The following is a 26,855-nucleotide window of genomic DNA, read 5'->3' as shown; positions in this document are numbered from 1 at the left end:
TAGAAAAAGGACGAGAAAGATATAGGAAAAAAATTTGCGGACCATTTGGATTCTAAGGATCAATGGATGCAGGCTTCACGAATGGGAACAGTCTGTTCGAGGGCAGCGACGGTCTTTTGGACCAGCGGATTCGACTGAGTTTGGTCGATTCCTCGCTCGACGATCTTGACGAAGTTTCGTTCACCATGCGGATACTGATCCTCACCGTCGAACCAAGTCCAGGTGTTCAGTCCGGCTGGTCTGGCGTCGAACTCCGTGCGCTGGTAGATGCCACGAATATCGAAGAAGACATTCGGGGAAAAGCGGGTTCGAAACGCCGGCAGGTTCCAATCACCGAGATCGAGATAGACGGCCTCGTCCGCGTGGAAGAGCACCACTGTGTTGAGCACCCAGACATCCTTCCCATATCGCGCGGCCAGCTCCCTGACCGCCCTGTTCACCCATCGATGATGAATGTGTCCATACTCACCCCAATTGTTGTGTGTCACGATCCGGCTGAAATCGGGCCTGGAGACCCAGGAATCGACGGCTGAGAGGATCCGCTCATAGTTCCAGTCCTTATCGCGCTCGCAGCGGTCGCACAGACCAAAGATGTCGAACCATTCCTGATCCGTTGTCGTGCCGGAAAAGAGGCTATGCCATCGCTCGCGATAGGATTGAGGATGCTGCGCCACCACAGCGGCGTGGGCCGGTGCAGGTGGAGCCGCCGCGAGCAGTAGGGCTGCTGCGGAATCCTGGAAAGGCTGCATCCAGAGCAAGTCATCGTCTTGGTGGGCAAACACGAGGAGCGTGGCTCCATCATCGAAATTTTCGTTGGTCACAGGCATGACAGTCGGTCGGGTATATCGGGGAACAGCCATCACAGATGGCGAAACACAATCGTTTAAGCCTGACAAAAATCGCGTAAACAGGAGTCGATCATGGCTGACAACATTGTAAGCAACTGGCTCGATCTGCGCGCTGCAATCGCACCGAAACCCAAAGTCCTCTTTTTTGGGCTGCTCATGCTCGCTGCTCAGCTACCCGCCATCAGTCAGGCGAGCGCCTCGGAAACATTGATCCAGCACCAACTGGACGTCCAGCTCGCCCCCGAACAGGGACACATCGAGGTCAGGGACCAGATGCGGTTTCCCGAGTCGAAAAGCCAGTGGTCGCTGATCCTGCATACTGGACTCGACCCGAAGATCATCGCAGGCAAGGCGACCCTGACGCGCGTTTCGGCGTTCGGCCATCTGACAGAGTATCGCTTGCACCTGGAGACGCCCGACCCCGTCACGCTCGCCTATGGCGGGCGCATCCAGCACGACCTGGAGCGTATCGACGAAAGTCTCGGGCGCGCGCATCAGTGGTCGCGCGGGACCATCGCGCCGGATGGGGTCTTTCTCGACGGCAATAGTGGCTGGTATCCACGTATTCCTGAGAGCCATCAGGCGTTTGAGCTCGACATCCAACTCCCCGAGGGTTGGTCGGCGATCAGCCAGGGTTCAGGCACGACCGATCCGGCCACGGGGCACGCGCGCTGGTCCGAGTCGCAACCGCAGGACGACATTTATCTGATCGCCGGCCGTTTCCAGGCGTATCGCCAGCGTGCCGATGGCGTACCGGCCGAAGCCCAAGTCTATCTGCGCCAGCCGGACGCCGCACTGGCCGAGCGTTATCTGGACGCCACGCTGGAGTATCTCACCGTCTATTCCGACCTCATCGGTCCCTACCCCTTCGCCAAGTTCGCGCTGGTCGAGAATTTCTGGGAATCGGGCTATGGCATGCCCTCCTTCACCCTGCTCGGCCCCAGGGTCATCCGCCTGCCCTTCATCCTCCAGACCTCCTACCCGCACGAGATCCTGCACAACTGGTGGGGCAACGGGGTCTATGTGGACTATGAATCGGGCAACTGGAGCGAGGGTCTGACCAACTATCTGGCCGACTACTGGCTCATGGAGCGTGCTGGGCGTGGAGTCGAGGGTCGGCGCGACATGCTCAAGAGCTTCGCCGACTATGTGCGTCAGGGGCGGGATTTTCCGCTGACCGAGTTCGTGCAGCGGCATGGAGCGGATAGTCAGGCTATCGGCTACAACAAAGGGGCCATGGTTTTCCACATGCTGCGACGCGAACTCGGCGATGAGACCTTTATCCAGGGTCTGCGGCGCTTCTATGCCGACAATCGCTTCCGGGCCGCCGGCTATGCCGATCTGCGCCGTGCCTTCGAGCATGTGAGTGGCCGTGATCTGGGCGCGTTCTTCGCCGCCTGGGTCGAACGCGCCGGAGCACCCAGTCTGGCGCTGGACGAGGTCGAGACGCGGAGCACTCCGGAGGGCTATCGGATCAGCGGGCGGATTCGACAGACTCAGTCCGGACCGCCTTTCCCGCTCAGCCTCTCGGTCGTCATCGATCTCGACTCGGGCGAATCCGTGATCGAGACGATCATCAGTCGCGAGCGCGAGACCCGGTTCGAGATCGCACTCCGATCCGCGCCCGTGCGTCTGCGCCTCGACCCGGACTTCGAGGTCTTTCGCGCCCTGGCCCCAGGCGAGTTGCCCGTGACCCTGAGCAACCTCTTCGGGGCCGAACAGGGACTCATCCTGATTCCTGCTGCGGCCCCGGAAGCACTCCAGTCAGGCTATCGCCAGTTGGCCGAGAGCTGGCGCGCGGGACATCCCGGCTGGCAGATCGACGACGATCAGGCGGTCGAGCGACTCCCGGACGATCGGCCCGTCTGGCTACTCGGTTGGGAGAACCGTCATCTCGCGACCTTCGCGCGTGACGCCACCGATTTCGCCCTGACTCTGGACGACGGCACAGCCTCCAGGCTGACGCTAACGTCCGAGCCGAGCCAGATGAACGCGACATTCGATCCCAAGACCGACAGCCCGGTGCTGACCCGCTGGATGGCGGAGCGCCCGGTTGCCTGGATGGCCACGCGCGAGCCGAGTGCCCTGCCCGCCCTGGCGCGCAAGCTGCCGCACTACGGCAAATACAGCGTTCTGAGCTTCAGTGGCCCGGAGGCGACCAACCAACTCAAGGGACAATGGCCGGCGGGCGAGTCGTCGCTCACCTATCGCCCAAGTCCGCCGGCGCAGAGCGGCGATGAGGGTCAAGCCACCGACTGATAATAGAGATTCTGCGGATGGCGCGCCTCAGCGAAGAACGACCAGCGCTCGATCAGCAGCCCGGCGAACTGGACGAAGAACGCCATGATCGGCAGGCTCGATGAGCCGATGAGATAGGACAGACCGATCAGCAGCACCGGAATCGGGAAGACCAGTGCCAGATAGACATAGCGCAGCCGCCCGACGAGCGACTGGCTCCGACCATGGAAGAACTCGCGGGTATTGAAGCTACCGCCCGTGGCCCCCTGCGCCTTCTGGATCACGGTCGCATGGCGCACGCCGATGGCGGTCTGAACCGTGCTCTTGTACTTGAGCCGGGCGTTGCGGCGCAGATGGGCCAGGCGCGAGGCCAGAGCGACCAGGGTCAGGATCACCGCCCAGGTGCCATAGAAGGTTACCAGCGGATTGCCGATGTAGGCTGAATACGCCGCCGCCAGCATGAAACCCGAGGCCGCACCCAGAAACAGGAAGTTGCTGACCGTGAGCGGCGTATGCCATTCCTGCAAAAACCGCACGGCGGCATAAATCATGGCGGTACAGACGAAGAGCGCCAGACTGGCAATCGTCCCGAGCACGCCGAGCAGCAGGGTCAGGTCGACCTGGAGCGCCTCGCCGACCTGAAACAGCGGCTGGGTCCACTCGAACCAGTGCGCCATGCCATAGGCGAACACCAGTGCCATGACGATCGGTAGCACGATGACCTCGCGCGAGAGCCAGGAGGTGCGCCACATCGCCGCCGCGCGCCAGGCCCGTTCCGGTCGCCCGAGATGGAAGAAAGACGCCGCCAGCCCCGCGATCAGAAGCAGCAGCGCGACCAGGCTGCCGATAGCATAGAACTGGTCGGCCTGAGCGGGCAGGAAGCGGGCCAGGGCATAGAGCTGGCCCGTGACCATCGCCAGATAGAGACCCTGACCGGCACCGATCAGCGTGGTCAGAAAGATGACTGAGAAGGCTGGATGCATGGGATTCGATCCTGAAGGGCGGATTACCAGGCCACGTCGTCGAGGGTTTCCTCGCCGGTGTAATCGGTGAGGTCTTCCCGGCGCAAGGGATTATCGACGCGCGTGAGTTCCTCGGGATCGATGTGCATCCGGGTCTTCTGGCGCGGTAGATAATGATTGGCCGGCTTGGTCCCCCACTCGGGCATGAGTTGATAGCCGCCACGCTCGCGGATGGCAATCGAGACCTCGGAGTCCGGATCATGCACGTCGCCGAACAGACGCGCATTGGCCGGACAGGCCAGCACGCAGGACGGCTTGCGATCGCGCTCGGAGAGCTTGGCGTCGGTGATGCGATCGATGCAGAGCGTGCATTTCTTCATCACCTTCTGCTGCTCGTCGAGTTCGCGCGCGCCATAGGGGCAGGCCCAGGAGCAGTATTTGCAGCCGATGCACTTGTCGTAGTCGACCAGCACCACGCCGTTGTCCGGACGCTTGTAGGAGGCGCCGGTCGGACACACAGGCACGCAGGGCGGCTCCTCGCAGTGCAGACAGCTCTTGGGAAAGTGCACCGTCTCGGTGTTGGGGAAGGTGCCGACCTCGAAGGTCTGCACCCGGTTGAAAAAGGTGCCGGTCGGTGAACCCTCATAGGGGTTCTGGTCGACTAGGGGACCGGCCCAGCCCGAGGTGTTCCACTCCTTACAGGAGGTCACGCAGGCGTGGCAGCCGACACAGACATTGAGATCGATGACGAGGGCGAGTTGAGTCATGATTGCTTCCCGAACATACCGGCCACATAGGCCTGCCACTTGCCGCGCTTCTTCTCCTGCCCAGGCAGGCGCGGCATTGGCTTGAACTGGGGCGAGGTGATCTCAGGTTCACCGGCCTCGGCCTTGTAGACCCGCACCCGCACGTCGAACCAGGCCGCCTGCCCGGTCACCGGATCGGAGTTGGAGAGATGCTCGCCGGCCTCGTGCGCGGGCAGTTCCTCGGCGATGACGTGGTTGAGCAGGAAGCCCTTGCGCGCTTCGTCGGCATTGGGAGCCAGCCCCCAGGCGCCGGCGCCCTTGCCGATGGCGTTCCAGGTCCAGACGGTGCCCGGCTCCACAGCCTCGGAGAAGCGGCACATGCAGCGCACCCGGCCATGCGGCGACTCGACCCAGACCCAGTCACCATCCGCGAAGCCCTGGGCCAGACCGACCTTGGGACTGAGGAACAGATAGTTGTGACTGTGGATCTGCCTGAGCCAGGCGTTCTGGCTGTCCCAGGAGTGATACATGGCCATCGGACGCTGGGTGAGCGCGTTGAGCGGATAGCGTTGCGTATCCGTGAAGCGCGACTCCAGCGGCTCATAGTAGAACGGCAAGGGGTCGAAATAGGTCTCGACCCGCTGGCGCAGGCGCTCGGGTGGCTGGCGGCCGGGACGCTTGCCCTGAGCGGAGAGCCGGAAGCGCTGCAAGATCTCGGAATAGAGATGCAGGGTGATCGGTTCGGCATAGCGGATCATGCCGTGCGCGCGCGCCCAGTGCAGATAGCCCTTGTTCCAGTTGCGCATGTACTGATAGCTGCGCGGCAGCTCATGGTGGAAGACACAGCCGTTCTGGGCGTACATCTCCCACTGGTGCGGATTCGGCTCGCCTTTCAGGAACTGATCGCCGCTCTTGCCACGCCAGCCGGCCAGGAAGCCGATGCCCGATCCGGGTGACGTCTCGTAGTTGACGATGAAATCCGGATAGTTGCGATATTTGCGGCTGCCATCGGCATTGGTGAAGGCCGGTAGCTTGAGGCGCGAGCCGAGTTCGACCAGCACTTCCTGGAACGGTTTGCACTCGCCCTTGGGCGGCACGACCGGAATCCGCACCGAGTCGACCGGACCGTCGAATTCCGAGATCGGGCGGTCGAGCATGGAGAGCACATCATGGCGCTCCAGATAGCTGGTATCCGGCAGCACCAGATCGGCGAAGGCCACGGTCTCGGAAGCGAAGGTGTCGCACACCACCAGGAACGGAATTTTGTATTCACCGTTCGGGTGCTTGTCGACCAGCATCTTGCGCACCTCGACCGTGTTCATGGTCGAGTTCCAGGCCATGTTGGCCATGAACAGCAAGAGCGTGTCGATTGGATAGGGATCGCCGCGCCAGGCGTTGGTGATGACGTTGTGCATCAGGCCATGCACCGAGAGCGGATACTCCCAGGAGAACGCCTTGTCGAGCCGCACCGCCTCGCCCTCGGCGTCGACGAACAGATCCTCGGGCTTGGACGGCCAGCCGAGCGGCATGCCGTCGAGCGGGGTGTTCGGCTGCACGGCTTCGGGACCGTGCGGCGGCTTCGGGCAGGGCGGGATTGGACGCGGATAGGGTGCCTTGTGACGGAAGCCGCCCGGACGGTCGATGGTGCCGAGCATGGTCATCAGCACGCCGAGCGCGCGGATGGTCTGGAAGCCGTTGGAGTGCGCGGCCAGTCCGCGCATGGCATGGAAGGCGACCGGATTGCCGGTGACGGTCTCGTGCTCCTCGTCCCAGCAGTCGGTCCATTTGATCGGCAGCTCGATCTTCTGGTCGCGCGCGGTCACGCCCATTTCGTGCGCCAGCCGGCGGATGGTCTCAGCCGGAATGCCGGTGATGGGTGCGGCCCACTCGGGGGTGTACTGTTCCAAACGCTCCTTGAGCAACTGGAACGACGGCTTGACCGGGGTACCGTCGGGCAGGACGTAACTGCCCATCAGGCGCGGATCGGCTCCAGGCGTATGGGTGCTGATCGGGCCGTCGATGTCGCGATCCCACCACAGCTTGTTCTGCGGATCGAAGCAGTCCGGTTCGACGTGCATCTCGGCACGATAGAACAGCCCATGATCGTCGCGGCTCGGATCGTCGATCACCAGCTCAGCGGCATTGGTGTAGCGCACCAGGAAGTCGCGGTCGAACAGCCCCTTGTCGAGGATCTCGCGGGTGATGGCCAGGATGAGCGCGCCATCCGTGCCCGGCTTGATCGGCACCCATTCGTCGGCGATCGCCGAATAGCCGGTACGCACCGGGTTGACCGAAATGAAGCGCCCGCCGCGCCGCTTGAACTCCGAGATCGCCATCTTGAGCGGATTGGAATGATGGTCCTCGGCCGTGCCGATCATCACGAACAGCTTGGCGCGATCCAGATCCGGCCCGCCGAACTCCCAGAAGGAGCCGCCGATGGTATAGATCATTCCGGCGGCCATGTTGACCGAGCAGAAGCCGCCATGCGCCGCATAGTTGGGCGTGCCGTACTGCTTGGCGAACAGACCGGTGAGGGCTTGCATCTGATCGCGGCCGGTGAAGAGCGCGAATTTCTTCGGATCCTCGGCGCGCAGTTTAGTGAGCCGCTCTTCGAGCATCTTGAAGGCTTCGTCCCAGGAGATGACCTCGAAGGCACTCTCGCCGCGCTCGGCGTTGGCCTTGCGCCGCAGCGGCTGGGTGAGTCGACCCGGAGAGTACTGCTTCATGATCCCCGAGCTGCCCTTGGCGCAGATCACGCCCTTGTTCAGCGGATGATTGGGGTTGCCGTCGATGTAGCGCACCTCGCCATCGCGCAGATGCACCCGGATACCGCACCGGCACGCGCACATGTAACAGGTCGTCTCCTTGACCTCGACGCGACCGACGAGGCTGTCCGAATGACTGGCTGGATCCTGCATGGGGGCACCTTTAGCGGAGGATGACGGACGAGACAATCGCCACATTCTAATATTCAAGTGCCCGTGGTTTCAAACCGGCTCAATACTCAGTATTTCGAGTATCTGTCGAGCGAGCAACAAAAAGGCCGCGCGAGGCGGCCTGTTCGAGCGTGTGAAGCGGAGATGGGATCAGGCGGCGGCGCGATATTCGGCAGGCAACCAGGCGCTCAGGCGCTCGTGCTCCTGCTGGATATCAACCGTGAAGAAATGATTCAACACTTCCAGCGCCTCGGTCAGATCCTGGCACGGCCACTCGTTGGTGACGGTGCGGCAGTTCCAGTCCTCGACATGGAAACAGCAGTGGCCGCCCTTGGCCGCGCCCTCGGCGTCGAAGCGTAACTGGTAGCCGGTGGAGGTGGTGGAATCCCACTTGTAGCGGATCGTATTTTGGTTTGATTCGAACATGTCCTGGCCTTCGTGTCGAAAAATATCAATGTATGAAGACGGCTACCACACACCGGAAAACCACTGAGCAGGGGTCATCAAGCCGAAATCGAGTCATGCGCGCAACAGAATTTGTTGCATTTCGGCCGCATGCAGCAGTCCATGGGTTCATTCTAGTACATGAATGCAACAAACAACAACCGCCGCTCGTCCGGATTTTGTGCAAAAAACGTGATCTGTTAAGCGATTTTGAAATCCAGCGTGCTCTGTGTGGAATTTACCAATGCCTTCAGGACATCAAAATTTATGTTTTTCTTTTACAACACATCGAACTGTTCAGCGGCTTGCACGCTGACTGAATTGTCGATCCAGAGGCTTGGCGCGACTCGATCAGCGGCCATCCGTGGCTGAAATCACACACCATCGCGCTCGACTCAGCGCCAGCCCAGTCCGAGCGGATCATTCGGATCGATACCCGCCATGAAGGTCTGACGACGATCGTGGTGTGTGACCTGATAGATCAGCCCCATCCAGTTGCCGATGACGCCTTCGGCCGTGTCGTGCCAGGTATTGTGCAGACTGGCGGTGATGAGCCGTTCGGGCAGTTCGGGTGGCGTTCGACTCTGGTCGAGCGCGCGGATGACGCGGTCGCGATGCTCGTCGAGGATGGCGCGCGCCTGGAGTCCGAAGTAGTTGTCCGGAAAGGGCGGATAGTCGGGCCGGGCTCCGGCGACGAAGCGCCCGACCTCACGCTTGTATTCCTTGAGCAAGGAGATGGTGTCGTACTCGGGATGGCCCTGGAAGAAGACCTGTCGAAATCCGTCCGGACTGACCGCGAGATGGACACCGGCCTCCTCGCTTTCGACCAACACATGCAGACCGGCACCAACGAACTGCGCGTGGCTGATGTCGTTGAAGCGCGAATGCGGTACGTCGAAACGGGTGTTGACGTCAGCCACCAGTGGGTGAGCGCGCGCCAGTACATGATGCGGAAAGACGCCCCAGCGCTTGGCCGGCTGGCGCTGCCGCCGCTTGCCATAACGGAACTGCATCACGGCATGGGTCGCCAGACAGGAACAGAGCGTCGAACAGACATTGTCATAGGCCCAGTCGACGACTTCGATGAGCGGCTCCCAGAACGGCTCCAGCGACAGATCCGGCCCGGTGACATTGGCACCGGTGATGATCAGGGCATCGAGTCCCTCAGCGCGGATCTGTTCGAAGGGTTCGTAATAGCGCTCGATATGGGCACGCGCCTCGGGGCGTCGCTCCAGCTCCTTGAGCGTGAAGGGATGCACATAGAACTGCGCGATCTGGTTGCTCTCGCCGATCAGGCGGAAGAACTGGCGCTCGGTCGCCGCCAGGGCCGCGTCCGGCATCATGTTGAGCAGACCGATATGCAGCTCGCGGATGTCCTGATGGAGCGCAAGATTCGGATCGAGGATCTGTTGGCCCTCTTCACGCAGGCGCGCGAAGGTGGGCAGGTCATTGTGAGCGACGATGGGCATAACAGCGGCGTTCAGTTATCAGCGGTCGTTCGCATGGCTCGGTTCGACAGGCGCATTCGGTTCGACGCGCTCTGAAAGCGCGAACATCCTGCCGAACCGATCGGTTTTCAAGCGGTCCGGGCAATGGCCGACTCGACCAGCGCGAGAAAATCGGCCTCATCACGCACCTGCGCCACGTCTTGCGAGGACACCGTATAGCCATGCGGACGGGCGATGGCCTCGTAGCGCGGCACACGCGAGTGGAACAGGCGCGGAAAGACCCAGCGCGTGAAATCATTCGGGTCGATCTGAGCCACATAGTCGAGCTGACGCAGCTCCAGATAGTCCTTGACGGCCGTTTGGAGGAAGTCGGGACGATAGTAGAGCGGTTTGGGATCGGCCTGCGCGCGCTCGATGAGCTTGATCTCGTCGACCTCGGGCACACGGATATAGAGGATGAGACTGTGCCGGGCGAGCATGTCGATGACGCGCGGCTCGTCGAGTTCGCACAGACTGCCGCCGACATCGTTGACCAGATGCGCGTAGTTGTAGATTTCCTGAGCCTTGCGCACGAACTCAGGCAGGTCGAGCATGGCCGCGATCTCGGCCTCGCGATAGAGCGCCTGACGACGGTTGAACTCGTCGAGCGGTAGTCCGCCCTGCTCCGGATTACCGAGCTTGCCGATGAAGCTCAGCACAGGTCCGAGATCGTTGATCTTGATGACGTTGCGGATAGTGATCCAGTCACGGCGCAGCAGATCGCGCAGGAAGGGATCGCGCATAGCGTGCGACTTGATCAGATCCAGAATCGGCTCATCGAGATAACGGGTGCCGATGCGGTAGTCGCCCGAATAATGGAACCAGTCACTGCGGCGCAGCAGCGCCGAGAGATGGGTCTTGCCGACCCCGGACATGCCGAGCAGGGTCACGCATTTGTGTTTCCAGGCACGGAATTCCTCGACCGTGAATTTCAATGGACGTACTCCGAATGGATGGATAGGGATATGGATATGGATGTTCGGGCCAGGTGCGTCACTCGCGCGCCGCCAGCGTCTCCCAGCGTGAATAGGCCGCTTCCAGCTCGGCGTCGACCGCTTCCAGACGCGCCTTGACGGTGACGACCTCAGCACCATCGCCCTGATAGAGCGCCGGGTCGGCCAGACGGGCGTGCAGTGTGCTCTGCTCCTGCTCCAGTGACTCGATACGTCCCGGCAGCTCGGCCAGTTCGCGCGTTTCCTTAAAGCTGAGCTTATCCGTCCCGCGCTTGGGTTTGGGCTTGGATTCAGCCGTCTGGGTCTCAGGCGGACGCGCGCCCGACTTGGGTGCTGCGGCCGATGCGACCGGACGCGGACGCTGTCTGAGCCAGTCCTCGTAGCCGCCGACATAGTCGCGCACAACACCCTCACCCTCGAACACCAGGGTACTGGTGACGACATTGTCGAGCAGCGCGCGATCATGACTGACCAGCAGCAATGTGCCGGCATAGTTCAGCAACAGCTCTTCGAGCAGCTCCAGGGTCTCGGTGTCGAGATCATTGGTCGGCTCGTCGAGCACCAGCAGATTGGCCGGACGGGTGAAGAGTTTGGCCAGCAGCAGGCGGTTGCGCTCGCCGCCCGAGAGTGCCTTGACCGGCTGGCGCGCGCGCTCCGGCGTGAACAGGAAGTCCTTGAGATAGGACAGCACATGGCGGCTGGCCCCCTCGACCTCGACCTGATCGCTGCCACCGGCGACATTGTCCCAGACGGTCTTTTCAGGATCGAGCTGAGCGCGCATCTGATCGAAATAGGCGACCTGGAGATTAGCGCCACGCTGGATCCGCCCCTGTTGCGGCTCCAGCTTGCCGAGCAGGAGTTTCAACAGCGTGCTCTTGCCCGCGCCATTGGGTCCGATGATGCCGATCTTGTCGCCGCGCAGGATGAGCGTCGAGAAGTCGCGGATGACGGTCTTGTCACCCCAGCACTGGGTCACGCCCTCGGCCTCGACCACCAGCTTGCCCGAGCGATCCGACTCGCTGAGACGAATGCGCGCCGTCCCCTGGAGCTCGCGCCGCTCCCGGCGTTCATCGCGCATGGATTCGAGTGCGCGCACCCGGCCCTCGTTGCGCGTGCGCCGTGCCTTGATGCCCTGCCGGATCCAGACCTCTTCCTCGGCCAGCTTGCGGTCGAAGTGCGCATTGGCCTGGGCCTCGGCATGCAGCCGCTCTTCGCGCCGGCGCAGATAATTGGCATAGTCGCCCGGCCAATCGGTGAGCCGGCCACGATCAAGTTCCAGAATGCGCGTGGCGACCCGCTGCAGAAAACGCCGGTCATGGGTGATGAACAGCAGCGCGCCCTGAAAACCGACCAGAAATTCTTCCAGCCAGGCGATGCTGTCGATGTCGAGATGGTTGGTCGGCTCGTCGAGCAGCAGCAGATCCGGTTCGACCACCAGCGCACGCGCCAGCATCACGCGCCGCTGCATTCCGCCCGACAGCGACTTGAGCTGTGCCTCGGCATCGAGTCCAAGGCGCGAGATGACGCGCTCGGTGCGCTGTTCGATCTCCCAGCCGCCCTGATCCTCCAGCTGATGCTGAAGCTCGGCCAGCCGCGCCAGCTCCTGCTCGCTGGCATCTGCGGCCAGCGCGTGCGAGCGGGCGAAATATTCGTGCGCCAGCGCGCCCAGCGCGCCGAGTCCGGAGGCGACCACCTCGAACACGCTGGCGTCGGTGTTCTCGGGCACCTCCTGCGCCAGACGCCCGATGCGTAGTCCCTGACTGGCGTGGACGCGACCGCTGTCGGGCGGGATCTCGCCGGCGACGATGCGCAACAGCGTCGACTTGCCTGCGCCATTGCGCCCGATCAGACAGATCCGCTCGCCGCGCTCGATGGCGAAGGAGACTTCATCGAGCAGGGGCGGCAGGCCGTAGGAAAGACCGATCGAATCGAGACTGAGCAGAGTCATGCAGTTTCCAGGGAATCACGGAGGATGAATGTTGTCGGAGCACGCGCCAACACCGGTATTGCGCGATCGGTTCACGCGCACAGTACTGACAGTATCTGGTTGCGCTTTGTCAATGACACGCCAAGCCCGCTTGGATCATCGACTTCGAGTAATATTGTAACTTCGATCGTTCCAGCCGCGTCGACTCAACCATGAAGAGTCCGGCGCGGATGCGGACAGCCCCCAGGCACGACGCCGCGCCGCCCTTGTGTGGACGCGGTCCGATTAGGAGCCCATCGACACCGATGACGAAAACAGTCTCTCTCCGCGAGGCCTGGTCCGGCGAGGCCAATTGCCTCCATTGCGCGCTGCGGACCTCGGTGCTCTTCTCCGGCCTGCAGGAAGCGGATTTCGAGCACATCCATGAGCCGATCGACCAGTTTGCGCTCAAGCCCGGCGCGCCTCTCTATCTGGCCGGCGACACCGGCGAGTATCTGTTCACTGTCCGCACCGGGATGTTGAAGCTGGTCCAGTATCTGCCCGATGGCAGCCAGCGGATCGTGCGGATCGTGCGCTCCACCGATGTGCTGGGTCTGGAATCGCTGCTCGACGATCGCTATCAGCATGATGCCGTCGCCCTGCACGCCACCGAGGTCTGCCGCTTCCCGGCACGTCTGGTGCGCGAACTCGGGCGCGTCAATCCAGCTCTGCATCATGAACTCATGGCCCGCTGGCAGCGTGCCCTGACCGAGGCCGATGCCTGGCTGACCGAACTCTCGACCGGTTCGGCGCGTCAGCGCGTGGCGCGTCTGCTGCTACGCCTGGTGCGCGACCGCGAGACCAGCGAGTGTCCGCTCTTCAGCCGCGAGGACATGGGCGCCATGCTCGGCGTCACCACCGAGACGGCCAGCCGCACGATTGCTGAGTTCAAGCGTCAGAGCCTCCTGGTCGAGACCACGCCCAATCTCTTCCTGCTCGACATCCCCAATCTGCGACGGCTCGCGGAGGATTGAAACGCCTCATCGGCTTCCAGTCGGCGGCGTGGTCGAACTTGATCGATTTCAATGCGTCGTACAGGGTCCAGCCGCTAATCTCAGATGATTCCGTCGCCCACGGCCAGGATCTCAACGACCGATCATGAAGCCATCACTCTCATTCGCCGAATATCCCATCTATTCGCTGGAGATCGCGCGCGAGGAGACGCCATTCGATTCGGTCGAGGCGATCTGCGGCTATTTCCGCACCTGCATCGAGTCGCATCGTAGCGCGGTCTTCATCGCCGAGTTCGATCACTACGCCCATACACGGTCACTGCCCGAGGGACACATCGGCGAGGGCATCCGCGCCGCCCGGAATCTGGTGTTCTGCTTCGGTATCTCGCTGCCAAAGCCCGAACTGCTGGCCTGCCGGCCACGCTCGATCGGAATCGCCGAAACCGAGCAGGGCTTCCTCGTCACCTTCATGGAAACGCCCATGCCAGTAGCCAATGCGGTCATGGAGGATTGGGCCATGGGTCTGTGCAAGGGCCGGCGCGAAGCGGCCTGAATGCGACGACACCCTCCTCCCTTTCACAGATCAAAGCGACTTCGGAGCCTTTCATGCGCATTGCCATCACCAGTCAGAATTTTCGCACCATCACCGGACATGCCGGCAAGACCCGGCGTTTTCTCATCCTGGAGGCCGATGGCCAGGACGAACCGGTCGAGGTCGAGCGCCTGGATTTGCCCGCCGGACTCTCGCTGCACGATCATCACGGCGACGACCATCCGCTGTTCAAGCTCGGACTCGATGCGATTCTGACGCAGAGCGCCGGGCAAGGCTTTCGGGCACGCCTGGCCCGCTACGGCATCGCCGTCCATGCGACCAGCGCCACCGATCCGGTGAGCGCGGCCGCCGATCTCGCGGCGGGGCGGCCTTTAGCGGCACCGGCTGCGCATGACGACGATCATGCGCATGAGCACGGTCACGCTCACGGGCCTCGGCACGGACAGGCGTCCAGCGCGGCCGCTCCCCAGGTTCAGCTCCAGGTCGAGACGCCGAAATAGCCCCTCTGTCCACCCGGCCCGGCATCCGCGCAAACACACCGTCGTCGAGCAACAATGATTCACGTTATTTCCGAGAAGCCCAATCCGGTATAGTCTCTCGCCACGGGCGCGGCCCGTCGGAGTCTCCCGGCTCCCGACGGGGCAAGCGTCGATGTAGCCACCCTCCGCGACACCCTGTCACGGATCTCAGGAGACTCGCTCATGCTCGACAGTACCATGGTCGAACTCTCGCGATGGCAATTTGCCATCACGGCGATGTACCACTTTCTTTTCGTTCCACTGACGCTTGGACTCGCCTGGATCCTTGTGATCATGGAGAGCGTCTATGTCATGACCGGCCGCGAGATATACCGGGACATGACCAAGTTCTGGGGCAAGCTGTTCGGTATCAACTTCGCCCTTGGCGTCACCACCGGCCTGACGATGGAGTTCCAGTTCGGAACCAACTGGGCCTATTACAGCCACTATGTCGGCGACGTCTTCGGCGCGCCGCTGGCCATCGAAGGGCTCATGGCCTTCTTCCTGGAGTCGACCTTCATCGGGTTGTTCTTCCTTGGCTGGGAGCGGCTCTCCAAGCGCCAGCATCTGACCGTCACCTTCCTGACCGCGATTGGCTCCAATCTTTCAGCACTCTGGATCCTGGTCGCCAACGGCTGGATGCAGAATCCGGTCGGCTCGGAGTTCAGCTACGAGACGATGCGCATGGAAATGACCAGCTTCACCGAGCTGCTGCTCAATCCGGTCGCTCAGGTCAAGTTCGTGCACACAGTCGCCGCCGGTTATGTGACCGCCTCCATGTTCGTACTCGGCATCAGCGCCTTCTACATGCTCAAGGGACGCGATCTGGCGTTCGCCAAGCGCTCGTTCTCGGTCGCGGTCGGCTTTGGTCTGGCCTCCGTCTTTTCGGTCATTCTGCTCGGTGACGAATCCGGCTACGAGGTTGGCGACGTACAGAAGGTCAAACTCGCCGCGATCGAGGCCGAATGGCATACCGAACCGGCACCCGCCGCCTTCACCCTCCATGGCCACCCGAGCAACGAGGATGAGATGACCCACAACGCCATCAAGGTGCCCTGGCTGTTAGGACTCATCGCCACCCGCTCGCTCGACACCGAAGTCAAGGGCCTGAAGGATCTGATGCGCGATCACGAGGTGCGCATCCGTAGCGGCATGATTGCCTATCAGTATCTGGAACGTCTGCGCGGTGGCGAGGACACGCCAGCCAATCGGGCCGTCTTCGAGGACCACAAGGCTGACCTCGGCTATGGTCTGCTGCTCAAGCGTTATACCGAGAATCCAGCCGAGGCCACCGAGGAGCAGATCCAACTGGCGGTCAAGGATTCCATCCCCGAGGTCGCGCCCTTGTTCTGGGCCTTCCGCGTCATGGTCTTGGCCGGGATCTGGATGCTGCTGCTGCTGCTGCTGGGCTTCTACTACAACGCCAAGCGTGTCCTGGAACAGAAGCGCTGGCTGCTACGCCTGTTTCTCTACAGCATCCCGGTGCCCTGGATCGCGGTCGAGACCGGCTGGTTCGTCGCTGAGTTCGGACGTCAGCCCTGGGCCATCGGCGAGGTGCTGCCGACCTCGATCGCTGTCTCCAGCCTGACGGCCAACGACATCATCATCAGCCTGACCGGCTTCATCATTTTTTACACGATACTGTTCATCATCGAGATGTTCCTGATGTTCAAGTTCGCGCGTCTGGGACCAAGCTCGCTGCACACCGGACGCTATCATCACGAGCGCGACCCCAGTCACGCCGGTGGCATGACTCCGGCCACGGCTCCGCAGAAATCGCTCGACTAGGCTGGAGATCCAATCATGATCCTCGACTATGAAACGCTGAAGTTCGTCTGGTGGGTGCTGGTGGGGGTGCTCTTCATCGGCTTTGCCGTCACTGACGGACTGGACATGGGCGTGGGCGCCCTGCTGCCTTTCCTCGGTCAGAATGACGAGGAGCGGCGTGTCATCATCAACACTGTCGGCCCGCACTGGGACGGTAATCAGGTGTGGCTGATCACGGCCGGCGGAGCCATCTTCGCCGCCTGGCCGCTGGTCTATGCGACCGCTTTTTCGGGCTTCTACTTCGCGATGCTGCTGGCGCTGTTCGCGCTCTTCTTCCGGCCGGTCGGGTTCGACTACCGGAGCAAGATCGCCAGCCCAGTCTGGCGCAATGCCTGGGACTGGGGGCTGTTCGTCGGCGGTGCCGTGCCGGCGCTGGTGTTCGGCATCGCGTTCGGCAATCTGTTGCAGGGCGTACCCTTCCATCTCGATGACCTGCTGCGTCCCTACTACAGCGGCAGCTTCTTCGGGCTGCTCAATCCCTTTGCGCTGCTCGCCGGGTTGATCAGTCTCGGGATGCTGGTCATGCACGGGGCCATCTGGCTGCAACTGCGCACCGCCGAACCGGTCTCGGGTCGCGCCCGGGTGATGGCCAAGAAAGCGGGTCTGGCAACCATCGTCGCCTTCGCTCTGGCCGGGGTCTGGCTAACCATCGGCGTGGACGGCTACACAGTGGTCTCGATGCCGGCACTGGATGCCACGCCCAATCCGTTGACCAAGGAAGTGGTGCGTGATGGCGGCGCCTGGCTGGCCAACTACGCGGCCTATCCCTGGACGCTGGTGTTCCCGCTGCTGGGCTTTGCGGGGATGGGACTGGCGGTGCTGGCTTCGATGTCGAACCGCGCCGGCTGGGGTCTGGTCGCCAGCAGCCTGGGGCTGACCGGGATCATCATGACTGCCGGTGCAGCCATGTTCCCCTTCATCATGCCGTCGAGCACCAATCCCAACAGCAGCCTGATCGCCTGGGATGCGGTGTCGAGCCATCTGACGCTGACGGTGATGTTCTGGGCGGCGGTGATCTTCGTGCCCCTGATCATCGCCTACACGACCTGGACCTACACCAAAATGTGGCGACGGGTGACGGTCGAAGAGATCCGCGCGCAGGATCATCTGGCCTATTGAACGGCCCCCTGTCGCCGGACCCAGCCGACGTTCCGGCGACAGGTTCAAGCCATCCGTTGATTCATCGAGGAACGAGCCATGTGGTACTTCTCCTGGATACTCGGCGTCCTGCTGGCGCTGGCCTTCGGCATCATCAATGTGCTCTGGTATGAGTCCGATCAGTGCCGCAGCACGGCCGACGACGATTGTCAGTCCTGATTACCGACACCTGCTGACAAAAAACGCGGCCTCGGCCGCGTTTTTTCGTTGGATCAGCCCTGGGTGATCGGCATGATGAGAATGTCGACCCGACGGTTGAGCCGTCGTCCTTCCTCGGTCGCGTTGCTGGCGATGGGCTGGTTCATGCCATAGCCGGCTGAATAGATGCGCTGCGGCAGCACGCCGCGCTGCTCCAGATAGTATTTGACCGAGGCGGCGCGCTGCTCGGAGAGCGTCTGGTTGTAAGCCGCTGCACCCGTATTGTCGGTATGCCCTGAGATGGCGAGCTGGGTCTTGCCGTACTTGCTGACGATGGCCGCGATCTTGTCGAGCGTGCTGTAGAAACCGGGCTGGATGCGATCGGAGTCGACCGCGAAGGCGGTCGCGCCGGTCATGCGCACGAGTAATTGATGATCGGGCAACTTTTGCACCCAGATGACGCCGCCGGCGATCTCAGGCGCGAGCTGACGCTCGAAGTCGCGCTGCTGCTCCTCCATGTAGGAACCGACCATGGTTCCGACCAGCGCGCCGCCGACGGCACCGATCAGCGCCCCTTTGCCCGCGTCGCCGCTCAGCGAGCCGATGATGGCGCCGGTCGCCGCACCGGCGGTGGTACCAATGACCGCACCACGCCCAGTCTCGGTCAGGCCCGAACCATCGGCGGCACAGCCGCTGATAAGGGTGGCGGCTACGCCGGAGAGAACCAGTGTTCTGGTGTTCAATCGAGTCATCAGTTGCTCCTGTTCAAAGTTCCACTAGATCGGCGATGGATTTGTAAAAAAACTCCAGCCAGTCATCACGATTGGCGAAGTCCATGATCGCGGGGCGCTGCCCGAGGGTGTCGCGCACGCAGGTGAAGACCGCCGAACCGTCGCGCTTGAGTGTGACCTCGAAGGTGAGCAATCCATTGGGCACCGCCAGCTTCAACCCATGTGGGGCTGACTCCGGCCCGATCCAGGCCATCAGCAGCCCGGCGACCCGGTCGTCGCGGCACGCATAGTCGTCAGGCCAGATCCGGCTGAGTATGGAAATACGCACGAACTCGCCCTCGACGTCCCGAAAGGCGCGCACCAGAGGGGCGGCCAGTTCCGAGCAGGAGGCATGGAGTTCACGCTGTCTGATGAAGTTGTCCGCATCGCTCATGGTGCTGTTTTGAGCGATCTGGCGCAATTTTTGGAGCGTCTGATTCATATCCTGTCCTGGACTTCAGCGAATGACGGTCGTATCCAATTCGAACATGGGCCGACTCTCGGGACCGGCGTCATGAAGCGCCGGATTGAGATAGCGCACATCCAGCGTCGGCTTGACCTTGAGCGACAAGAGTGATGGGTCGAGATATTTTTTCAACAGACGTCGGGCCCGCCCGGTATTGCGCACACCGCGCAGTGTCCGGACCTGAGTGAGTGCGGCCTGCGTCGGTGCAGTACCGCCGTGTTGCCGATACTTGCGGATGACGGCTTCGGTATAGTTGAGCGTTTCCAGATAGGTGACCTGGCTGTTGGTGCGATCGACTACGCCCTCGCCCGCATTGTAGGCCATGATCACACGTCCATAGTCGTCATTGTACTTGCGCAGCAGGCGCTTGAGATGGCGCGTGCCGGTGTTGAGATTGATCCTGGGATCGAACAGATCCGCCACCGAGGTCACGCCATAGTCGGCGGCGGTCGGCGGCATGAGCTGCATCAGACCCACGGCGCCGACGGGCGAGACGGCATGGGCATTATAGTTCGACTCAGCCGCCACCACCGCGCGCACCAGCGCCTCCTCGACGCCGTGACGGCGCGCGACATCCGGGATCATGGCCAGAACCTCAGCACGGCTGGGCCGAGGGCGGTTCGGCGGTGTCGGCAAGGCCGGACGTACCGGTTCGACCGTGCGACTGGCCGTTGGCTCATCGACAGCCGGGGTCTCGGCGGAGACGCACAGGGGGATCAGCAGAAGCAATAAAAGCCAGTTAAAAGCGCGTTTTTGGTTCATTCAGGCGACATTATCACTCTATGGACCGATGATGACGCATCAAACGACAGTCCCGAATACAATGCAACCCATGAATGCCGAGCAACGCTATCAAATCTTCAGCCGTCTGCGTGCCGCCAATCCGAATCCCACGACCGAGCTGATCTATCGCACGCCCTTCGAGTTGCTGGTGGCCGTGATGCTTTCAGCCCAGGCCACCGACAAGAGCGTCAATCAGGCCACGTCCGGACTCTTCGCGCGTGCCGGCACGCCCGAGGCGATCCTGGCGCTCGGCGAGGACGGACTCAAGGCGCATATCCGGACCATCGGGCTGTTCAATACCAAGGCGCGCCACATCCTCCAGACCTGCGCGCTCCTGATCGAGCGCCACGGCGGCGCTGTTCCGTGCGATCGTGCGTCGCTGGAGTCACTGCCGGGCGTGGGCCGCAAGACGGCGAACGTTATCCTCAATACCGCCTTCGGTGAGCCGACCATGGCGGTCGATACCCATATTTTTCGGGTCGCCAACCGCACCGGACTGGCACCCGGCAAGACGCCACTGGCGGTCGAGCAGGGGCTGCTGGATCAGATCCCGGACGAGTTCCTGCATGACGCTCATCACTGGCTGATCCTGCACGGACGCTATGTCTGCACCGCGCGCACGCCGCGCTGCACCGCGTGTCTCATCGCCGATCTGTGCGACTATCCGGACAAGTCCCTAACCCATCGAGATCCATCCAGCACGACTGATCATGTTTAGCACCGACCGACAGACGCACCGCCAGATCTTTCTGGACGCCTGGCGCAAGTCCAACGCTCAGGAGACGTTGGAGCCGCTCGAATCCCAACTCGTCGAGATCATGCGCCGTCATCCCGAATACCGACCGTTCCTGGAAGACGGCGAGCGCGCGCTCGACCAGGATTTTTCACCCGAACTGGGCCAGACCAACCCCTTTCTCCACCTCGGCCTGCATCTGGCCATCCTCGAACAGCTCAGCATCGACCAGCCACGCGGTATCCGCGATCATTATCAGCGCCTGCTCGCCCGTCTCGGCGATCCGCATCGCGTCGAGCACGCCATCATGGAGTGTCTGGCCGAGGCCATCTGGCGTGTCCAGCACCAGCGGGTGCCTTTCGATGACAGCGCCTATCTCTACTGTATCCAGCGCCTTGCGGATGATTAACCACATGACCAAGCGAGAATTCGATACCATCGTGATCGGCACCGGCCCCGGCGGCGAGGGCGCCGCCATGAAACTGGCCAAGGCCGGCCAGCGCGTGGCCGTAATCGAAGCCCATCAGGCCGTCGGCGGTGGCTGCACCCATTGGGGCACCATCCCCAGCAAGGCGCTGCGTCATTCGATCCAGATGCTCGCCGACTATCGACGCAATCCGCTCTTCCAGCATACCCAGCATCAGATCGAGGCCGAGTTCCCGGATCTGCTGCGCGCCGCCGACGGCGTCATCGACGCCCAGGTTCGCACCCGCTATCGCTACTACAGACGCAACCGGGTCGAGGTGATCTTCGGGCGTGCCCGTTTCGTCGATCCGCATCGACTCGCGGTGGAGCGCCCCGGCGGAACCCTACTCGAACTGCGGGCCGCACACATCGTCATCGCGACCGGCTCGCGCCCCTATCGTCCGCCCGAGGTCGACTTCGGCCATCCGCGCGTGCGCGACAGCGATACGGTGCTCGCGCTCAGCCATACGCCGCGCTCGATCACCATCTATGGCGCCGGGGTCATCGGCTGCGAATACGCCTCCATCCTCGGCGCGCTCGATGTGAAGGTCAATCTGGTCAACACCCGTGAGCGTCTGCTCTCCTATCTCGACGACGAAATCACTGACGCCCTGAGCTATCACCTGCGTCAGCAGGGCGTCGTCATCCGTCACGAGGAGACCCACGAGCGAGTCGAAACCAGTGACGACGGCGTGGTCCTGCACTGCACATCAGGCAAGAAGTTCAAGACCGACATCCTGCTCTGGGCCAATGGCCGCACCGGCAACACTCAGGACATGGGTCTGGAGGACATCGGCCTGACGCCCAACACGCGCGGCCAGCTCGACGTCAACGCCAGCTATCAGACCGCCCTGCCCCACATCTATGCTGTAGGCGACGTGGCGGGTCCACCGGCGCTGGCCAGCGCCAGCTATGACCAGGGCCGCTTTGTCGGTGCCCATATCGCCGATGGCCAGTGCGACTGGTCGCTGATCGAGGAATTCCCGATCGGCATCTACACCGTGCCTGAGATCAGCTCAGTCGGGCGCACCGAGCACGAGCTGACCGCCAGCCAGATCCCCTACGAAGTCGCCCAGGCCGACTTCAAGAGCATCGCCCGCGCCCAGATCACCGGACACACGGTCGGCATGCTCAAGCTGCTGTTCCATCGCGAGACGCTGGAGATCCTCGGTATCCACTGCTTCGGCGAGCAGGCCGCCGAGATCGTGCATATCGGCCAGGCCATCATGTCCCAGCCCGGCGCTGCCAATAGCCTGCGCTATTTCACCGAGACGACCTTCAACTATCCAACCATGGCCGAAGCCTATCGGGTCGCCGCGCTCAATGGACTCAACCGCTTGTTTTGACCGTCAACGCCCCGAAGGGAGGCCCTGAATGTCACTCGGCCCCATCATGCTCGATCTCGCGGGAACGGCGCTCAGCGCCGAGGACTGCGAACTGTTGCGCCATCCAGCCGTCGGCGGCGTCATCCTCTTTGCGCGCAACTATGAATCGCCCGAGCAGCTCACGGCACTGACGGCGGCTATCCATGCCCTGCGTGAGCCGGCGCTGCTGATCGGCGTCGATCAGGAAGGCGGACGGGTACAGCGCTTCCGCGACGGCTTCACGCGCCTGCCGCCGGCTGGACGTCTGGGCCAGCTCCATCGTCAGCGTCCAGCGCACGCACGCGCCGTCTGTGAGTCCATCGCCTGGCTGATGGCTGCCGAGTTGCGTGCGGTGGGCGTGGATTTCAGCTTCGCACCAGTGCTGGATCTGGATCGCGGCATCAGCCGTGTGATCGGTGATCGCGGTTTCGCCGCCGATCCGCAGGCGGTCAGCGAGCTGGCGGCGAGCTGGATGCGCGGTGCGCGTCAGGCCGGCATGGCCAGCGTCGGCAAGCATTTTCCGGGACATGGCGGGATTGAGGCTGATTCACACACCGAGCTGCCACGCGACGAGCGGCCTTTCGTCGATCTGGAGTTGGAGGATCTGGTGCCCTTCCGCCGTCTCATCGACCAGGGGCTGGAGGCCATGATGCCGGCGCATGTGATCTATCCGCGCCTCGATGCACGCCCAGCAGGGTTCTCGTCGATCTGGCTGCGCGACATCCTGCGCCAGCAGCTTGGATTCCAGGGCGTCATTTTCAGCGATGATCTGAACATGGAGGCCGCTGGAGCCGGCGGCGACCATGTCGAGCGCGCGCAGGCGGCCGCCGCGGCCGGTTGCGATATGCTCCTGATCTGCAACAATCGTCCGGCGGCCACCGCCATCCTCGCAGCCTTCAGGGACCATCGCGATCCGGCGACCAGTCTGCGGCTGCTGCGGATGCACGGGCGCAAACCGCTTGATCGCGTCCGCTTGCATGAAAGCCCCGAATGGCGCCGCGCCCTGGGCCATATCGCCGCACTCGAATCACATGACTCGTTCGAGCTACCGCTCGACGATCCAACGACTCCGGAGCCAAGAACCACACCATGAAGCTCGACCCACAGACCTATGCCGCCGTCGCCAGCCGCGCCGAATGTCTGGCCACGGTAGATGACATGGAGGCGGCGCTCGACCGCATGGCCGCCGATCTGACCGCGCGTCTGGCCGACAAGGATCCGCTGGTGCTCTGCGTCATGACCGGCGCGACTGTCGTCGCCGGGCTATTGCTGCCCCGGCTCGATTTCCAGCTACGGCTCGACTACATCCATGCCAGCCGCTATCAGGGCGACACGCGCGGCGGTGAACTCAACTGGCGTCATCGTCCATCCGAGGCCATTCGCGGTGAGCATGTGCTGATACTCGACGACATCCTCGACGAGGGCATCACCCTGGAGCACATCGTGCGGGCGTGTCAGGAAGACGGCGCGGCGAGCTTGACCACGGCGGTGCTGGTCGAGAAGGAACGCGAACATGCCTGCGAGGCCGACGTGGTCGGCATCCGCGTACCCGACCGCTATCTTTATGGCTATGGACTGGACTACAAGAATTATTTCCGCAACGCCCCCGGCATCTACGCCGTGGCCGATGAAGATTTTTAGCCATCCACACGCTCCGGCACGGGGGAGCGGCACTCAGGCGGCGGTGTAGTCGAGCACCAGACCGATGAAGACGGCCATGCCAAAGTAGTTGTTGTTCAGGAAGGCTTGAAAACAACGATTGGGATCGCGCTGGCGCATCAGCGTTTGCTGATAGACCGCCAGCGCGGCCGCTGCCAGCAGTCCGGCCTGATAGAAAGCGCCCCGCCCGGTCTCCCAGCCGATCCAGACCAGCAGCCCGAGCATCAGGATCTGCAACAGACCGACCGTCAGCCGATCCCAGCGTCCGAAGAGGATGGCGGTCGACTTGATCCCGATTTTGAGATCGTCCTCGCGGTCGACCATCGCGTACTGGGTGTCATAGATGAGCGCCCAGATGAGCGTGGCGACGAACAGCACCCAGGCATAGAGCGGAATGCTGCCGGTGACGGCGGTGAACGCCATGGGGATCGCCCAGCCGAAGGCCGCGCCGAGAAAGAGCTGCGGCACATGGGTGAAGCGCTTCATGAAGGGATAGACGAAGGTCAGCGCCAGGGCCACGAAGGACAGGGCGATGGTCTGCCAGTTCAGTTGCAGCACCAGCGCGAAGGCGATCAGGCTCAGTCCGATGAAGACTCCGAGCGCCTCGCGCGGTGTGACCTGCCCCGTGGCTAGCGGGCGCTGATTGGTGCGCGCCACATGGCCATCGAAATTGCGATCGGCGTAATCATTGATGGCGCAGCCGGCCGAACGCATGAGCACCACGCCCAGCACGAAGATCAGCACCACCGACCAGGGCGGCTGTCCGTCACCGGCGAGCCACAGCGCCCAGAGCGCCGGCCACATCAGCAGAAAGATGCCGATCGGCCGATGCAGACGCACGAGCAGATAATAGTTGTAGAGACGATCGCGCCAGTTGGATGGACGCGGGATCTGGACGTTCAGCTCGGGGACGCTCATCAGTCTTGCGCGAGAAACCCCGTCCCTTCAGGGCGGGGAGGGATAGCGCACCGCGCGTAGCGCGGTTAGGCCGCCCGTCTCGCGTCCTCCGTGTCTGGTTTAGGTTGAAAGGCGTAGCCATAGCCGTCGGCGCGTTGCAGCACACGGCAATAGCGATGCGAAAGGCCCTCGACCGTGCCGCCGGGCGTCTGGACGTTGAACGAGCCGGTGCGCCGGATGGCCACGCGCCCGACATGCACGCCGGCCTTCTTTCCTTTGGGCACCTCGGCGCGGACCCAATCGCCGGTCTGGAAACCATGGATGCGCTTTTCACGCATGAGATAGCCACGCGGAAAGCCGTTGTTGAACGTGAGTGTGCGGCTGTAGGCCCCGCGCCCGGTGGCACGGATGGCCAGGACCGGGCGGTTCCAGTCGCGCACCTGATCGACGGTGCCGACACAGGCGGCATCGAGGGCATGGGTTTTGGGGATGTCCAGGCGCGTGCGATTGAACTTGGTGCGCCCGCCCGAGCCGGTCTCGACCGGTAGGCCCGTGGCGTTGAGCGCGTTGAACAACGCCCAGCGCGTGGCATTGACGGCGGCGGCGTCCTTGAGCGGCGCTTGGGCCTGGGCCTGGATCTGATGCAGGAGCGCCGGACGGCCCTTGAGGAACGTTTCGATCGGCTGATGTCCCTTGCTGACATTGCAGGGCCGGCAGGCGAGCGTCAGGTTCGAGACCCGATCCGAGCCGCCCCGCGCGCGTGGAACGATGTGTTCGATTTCCAGCGCGACAGCGCGCGCACCACAATAGGCACAGCGCCGGTTCCACTTCTCCAGCAGGTATTCACGGACCTCGTAACCGGCCAGTTCGCCCTGTTGATATTCGACCCCGCTGATCTCCGGGTTCTGGAGCGCCTGGGTATCGAAGCTCACCCGTTCCTGACTGAGGGCGCTGATCGGGGCGAGCCGGCGTAGCCGCTCCACCCAGTTGACGGTGGTGTCGAGCCGATGCTGTAACGACGGCGGCAACCAGCCCGCGCGACGGGTGCGATTCAGGAAGCGCGCTGCCCGGTAGCGGGTCTTGCGAGCGCGGCGCGCCCGGCGGTAATGTCGCCGTTGCTCCAGCGCCTCCCGGATCGCCTGACCGCGATGCGCCAGTTCCCCAAACCACAGTCCATGCTCCAGGCGCTCGACCGCGCCCGTTTCCGGATCACAGATCTCGGATTCGCGAACGAGGGCCAGCCCCGTGACGCGACTGCCCGGATCGAGCTTCAGGCGCAGCGGTTGAATCGCCCCGCCGATTCGATCTTTCAGCCGAATGGTGAAGGGCGCCAGACGCACGACCACCGCGCGTCCGCGCTCCAGTAACAGCCGCGCGCGTTTCTCCGTGCACGGCATCAGCGGACGTTTCTGTTTGTCGAGAACGAATACAGCCATCAATCGGTTCCAAAAATCGCCCTTACGGGCCTGGTGACGGAGCCTCGCGGCTCGCTCCCCTCGGGAATGTCTGCAACCGGCTCCCGCCTCGCGGCGGCGACCCGAACCTTCGACGCTTTACCTTTCGCCTGCATGATCCGGGTCTTCGAGAGTCCGAGGCTGAGGAAGCACCTCGGAGTCGGTCTGTGCGACCTGTTGCAAACGCAGCGGGTTTTCACCGCTTTCCCTGGTCAACCCAGCTCTTTCAAGCTCCGGCCTTCAGGCCGGGGTAGTTGACCTGTCTTTGCGGCGCGGCCGGGCCTGGGCCACACCCTGTCGGTCGACAACACCCCACAAACGGTATAGAAGATGAATGGTGCCCGGAGCCGGACTCGAACCGGCACGACCGAAGTCGAGGGATTTTAAGTCCCTTGCGTCTACCAATTTCGCCACCCGGGCGGGGCGTGAAGGGAGTCGAGGCAGTATACTGATCGCTACTGGGCTTGGGTAGAGTCACTTGCCCCTTAGGTTCGATAGTCCTGGTTATCCAGCATCGGATGCCCCTTGCTCACTCAT

Annotated in this window: 25 protein-coding genes and 1 tRNA gene; 12 read left to right on the top strand and 14 right to left on the bottom strand. The window is 62.8% G+C overall.

Annotation, left to right across the window (positions count from 1 at the left end):
- Positions 1-59: 59 nt before the first annotated feature.
- Positions 60-827 (bottom strand): hypothetical protein, encoded by a 768-nt coding sequence (locus GJ668_RS01710; RefSeq protein ID WP_155448387.1) that lies wholly within the window; start codon positions 825-827, stop codon positions 60-62.
- Positions 828-920: 93 nt separating this feature from the next.
- On the opposite strand from GJ668_RS01710, the gene GJ668_RS01705 reads away from it, so the two are divergent.
- Positions 921-3,107, top strand: a complete 2,187-nt coding sequence (locus tag GJ668_RS01705) for a M1 family metallopeptidase (RefSeq protein WP_246194587.1) — start codon at positions 921-923, stop codon at positions 3,105-3,107.
- Here the strand turns inward: GJ668_RS01705 and soeC are convergent.
- The 7 genes from soeC to GJ668_RS01670 all read right to left on the bottom strand — a co-directional run bounded on the left by soeC (position 3,092) and on the right by GJ668_RS01670 (position 12,562).
- Positions 3,092-4,069 (bottom strand): sulfite dehydrogenase subunit SoeC, encoded by a 978-nt coding sequence (gene soeC / locus GJ668_RS01700; RefSeq protein WP_155448386.1) that lies wholly within the window; start codon positions 4,067-4,069, stop codon positions 3,092-3,094. The genes GJ668_RS01705 and soeC overlap by 16 nt on opposite strands.
- A 23-nt stretch (positions 4,070-4,092) precedes the next feature.
- Positions 4,093-4,815, bottom strand: coding sequence for a sulfite dehydrogenase subunit SoeB (gene soeB, locus GJ668_RS01695; RefSeq protein WP_155448385.1), 723 nt, complete (start codon positions 4,813-4,815; stop codon positions 4,093-4,095).
- Complete coding sequence (soeA, locus tag GJ668_RS01690) at positions 4,812-7,712, bottom strand: sulfite dehydrogenase subunit SoeA (RefSeq protein ID WP_155448384.1); 2,901 nt, start codon at positions 7,710-7,712, stop codon at positions 4,812-4,814. Before soeA ends, soeB begins: the two co-directional genes overlap by 4 nt.
- A gap of 168 nt (positions 7,713-7,880) precedes the next feature.
- Positions 7,881-8,156 (bottom strand): hypothetical protein, encoded by a 276-nt coding sequence (locus GJ668_RS01685; protein ID WP_155448383.1) that lies wholly within the window; start codon positions 8,154-8,156, stop codon positions 7,881-7,883.
- 413 nt (positions 8,157-8,569) lie between these two features.
- The gene (gene metA / locus GJ668_RS01680) at positions 8,570-9,643 is read right to left on the bottom strand and encodes a homoserine O-succinyltransferase MetA (protein ID WP_155448382.1); all 1,074 of its coding nucleotides are present in this window, start codon (positions 9,641-9,643) and stop codon (positions 8,570-8,572) included.
- Positions 9,644-9,750: 107 nt separating this feature from the next.
- On the bottom strand, positions 9,751-10,596 hold the full coding sequence (locus GJ668_RS01675) for an ATPase (RefSeq protein WP_155448381.1): 846 nt from the start codon (positions 10,594-10,596) through the stop codon (positions 9,751-9,753).
- A 58-nt stretch (positions 10,597-10,654) separates the two neighbouring features.
- Entirely contained in the window at positions 10,655-12,562 is a 1,908-nt protein-coding gene (locus tag GJ668_RS01670) for an ATP-binding cassette domain-containing protein (protein ID WP_155448380.1), read from the bottom strand.
- A gap of 284 nt (positions 12,563-12,846) precedes the next feature.
- On the opposite strand from GJ668_RS01670, the gene GJ668_RS01665 reads away from it, so the two are divergent.
- The 6 genes from GJ668_RS01665 to cydX all read left to right on the top strand — a co-directional run bounded on the left by GJ668_RS01665 (position 12,847) and on the right by cydX (position 17,748).
- The gene (locus tag GJ668_RS01665; RefSeq protein WP_155448379.1) at positions 12,847-13,554 is read left to right on the top strand and encodes a Crp/Fnr family transcriptional regulator; all 708 of its coding nucleotides are present in this window, start codon (positions 12,847-12,849) and stop codon (positions 13,552-13,554) included.
- A gap of 124 nt (positions 13,555-13,678) precedes the next feature.
- Complete coding sequence (locus tag GJ668_RS01660; protein WP_155448378.1) at positions 13,679-14,086, top strand: DUF6858 family protein; 408 nt, start codon at positions 13,679-13,681, stop codon at positions 14,084-14,086.
- A gap of 53 nt (positions 14,087-14,139) precedes the next feature.
- The gene (locus GJ668_RS01655) at positions 14,140-14,586 is read left to right on the top strand and encodes a NifB/NifX family molybdenum-iron cluster-binding protein (RefSeq protein ID WP_155448377.1); all 447 of its coding nucleotides are present in this window, start codon (positions 14,140-14,142) and stop codon (positions 14,584-14,586) included.
- 201 nt (positions 14,587-14,787) lie between these two features.
- Complete coding sequence (locus GJ668_RS01650) at positions 14,788-16,392, top strand: cytochrome ubiquinol oxidase subunit I (protein ID WP_155448376.1); 1,605 nt, start codon at positions 14,788-14,790, stop codon at positions 16,390-16,392.
- 15 nt (positions 16,393-16,407) lie between these two features.
- Positions 16,408-17,550 (top strand): cytochrome d ubiquinol oxidase subunit II, encoded by a 1,143-nt coding sequence (gene cydB / locus GJ668_RS01645; protein ID WP_155448375.1) that lies wholly within the window; start codon positions 16,408-16,410, stop codon positions 17,548-17,550.
- A gap of 78 nt (positions 17,551-17,628) precedes the next feature.
- Positions 17,629-17,748, top strand: a complete 120-nt coding sequence (gene cydX, locus GJ668_RS01640) for a cytochrome bd-I oxidase subunit CydX (RefSeq protein ID WP_155448374.1) — start codon at positions 17,629-17,631, stop codon at positions 17,746-17,748.
- Positions 17,749-17,801: 53 nt separating this feature from the next.
- Here the strand turns inward: cydX and GJ668_RS01635 are convergent, their stop codons facing one another.
- Genes GJ668_RS01635 through GJ668_RS01625 form a run of 3 tightly spaced genes read right to left on the bottom strand, consistent with a single transcriptional unit; the run spans position 17,802 to position 19,725 of the window.
- Entirely contained in the window at positions 17,802-18,479 is a 678-nt protein-coding gene (locus tag GJ668_RS01635) for a YiaD family glycine zipper/OmpA-like lipoprotein (protein ID WP_155448373.1), read from the bottom strand.
- 13 nt (positions 18,480-18,492) lie between these two features.
- Entirely contained in the window at positions 18,493-18,939 is a 447-nt protein-coding gene (locus GJ668_RS01630) for a hypothetical protein (RefSeq protein ID WP_155448372.1), read from the bottom strand.
- Between the two features lie 15 nt (positions 18,940-18,954).
- Positions 18,955-19,725, bottom strand: a complete 771-nt coding sequence (locus GJ668_RS01625; RefSeq protein ID WP_155448371.1) for a lytic transglycosylase domain-containing protein — start codon at positions 19,723-19,725, stop codon at positions 18,955-18,957.
- 70 nt (positions 19,726-19,795) lie between these two features.
- On the opposite strand from GJ668_RS01625, the gene nth reads away from it, so the two are divergent.
- Genes nth through GJ668_RS01600 form a run of 5 tightly spaced genes read left to right on the top strand, consistent with a single transcriptional unit; the run spans position 19,796 to position 23,949 of the window.
- On the top strand, positions 19,796-20,464 hold the full coding sequence (nth, locus tag GJ668_RS01620) for an endonuclease III (RefSeq protein ID WP_155448487.1): 669 nt from the start codon (positions 19,796-19,798) through the stop codon (positions 20,462-20,464).
- Positions 20,457-20,888, top strand: coding sequence for a DUF1841 family protein (locus tag GJ668_RS01615; RefSeq protein WP_155448370.1), 432 nt, complete (start codon positions 20,457-20,459; stop codon positions 20,886-20,888). Before nth ends, GJ668_RS01615 begins: the two co-directional genes overlap by 8 nt.
- Before the next feature lie 4 nt (positions 20,889-20,892).
- A complete protein-coding gene (gene sthA, locus GJ668_RS01610) occupies positions 20,893-22,290 on the top strand; it encodes a Si-specific NAD(P)(+) transhydrogenase (protein ID WP_155448369.1) in 1,398 nt (465 codons plus the stop codon).
- A gap of 28 nt (positions 22,291-22,318) precedes the next feature.
- Positions 22,319-23,401: a beta-N-acetylhexosaminidase gene (nagZ, locus tag GJ668_RS01605; RefSeq protein ID WP_155448368.1), complete on the top strand. Its 1,083-nt coding sequence runs from the start codon at positions 22,319-22,321 to the stop codon at positions 23,399-23,401.
- Complete coding sequence (locus GJ668_RS01600) at positions 23,398-23,949, top strand: hypoxanthine-guanine phosphoribosyltransferase (protein ID WP_155448367.1); 552 nt, start codon at positions 23,398-23,400, stop codon at positions 23,947-23,949. Before nagZ ends, GJ668_RS01600 begins: the two co-directional genes overlap by 4 nt.
- Positions 23,950-23,982: 33 nt before the next feature.
- Here GJ668_RS01600 and ubiA read toward each other — a convergent pair whose 3' ends face one another.
- From ubiA to GJ668_RS01585, 3 genes are all read right to left on the bottom strand, one after another.
- Positions 23,983-24,885, bottom strand: a complete 903-nt coding sequence (gene ubiA / locus GJ668_RS01595; protein WP_155448366.1) for a 4-hydroxybenzoate octaprenyltransferase — start codon at positions 24,883-24,885, stop codon at positions 23,983-23,985.
- A gap of 65 nt (positions 24,886-24,950) precedes the next feature.
- The gene (gene iscB, locus GJ668_RS01590; RefSeq protein WP_155448365.1) at positions 24,951-26,300 is read right to left on the bottom strand and encodes an RNA-guided endonuclease IscB; all 1,350 of its coding nucleotides are present in this window, start codon (positions 26,298-26,300) and stop codon (positions 24,951-24,953) included.
- A 353-nt stretch (positions 26,301-26,653) separates the two neighbouring features.
- A tRNA-Leu gene (locus GJ668_RS01585) sits at positions 26,654-26,738 on the bottom strand.
- Between the last annotated feature and the right edge of the window lie 117 nt (positions 26,739-26,855).

Origin of the sequence: Allochromatium palmeri, assembly GCF_009720725.1 — a bacterium.
GTDB classification, from domain to species: Bacteria; Pseudomonadota; Gammaproteobacteria; order Chromatiales; family Chromatiaceae; genus Thermochromatium; species Thermochromatium palmeri.
This window is presented reverse-complemented; position numbering and strand designations above follow the sequence as displayed.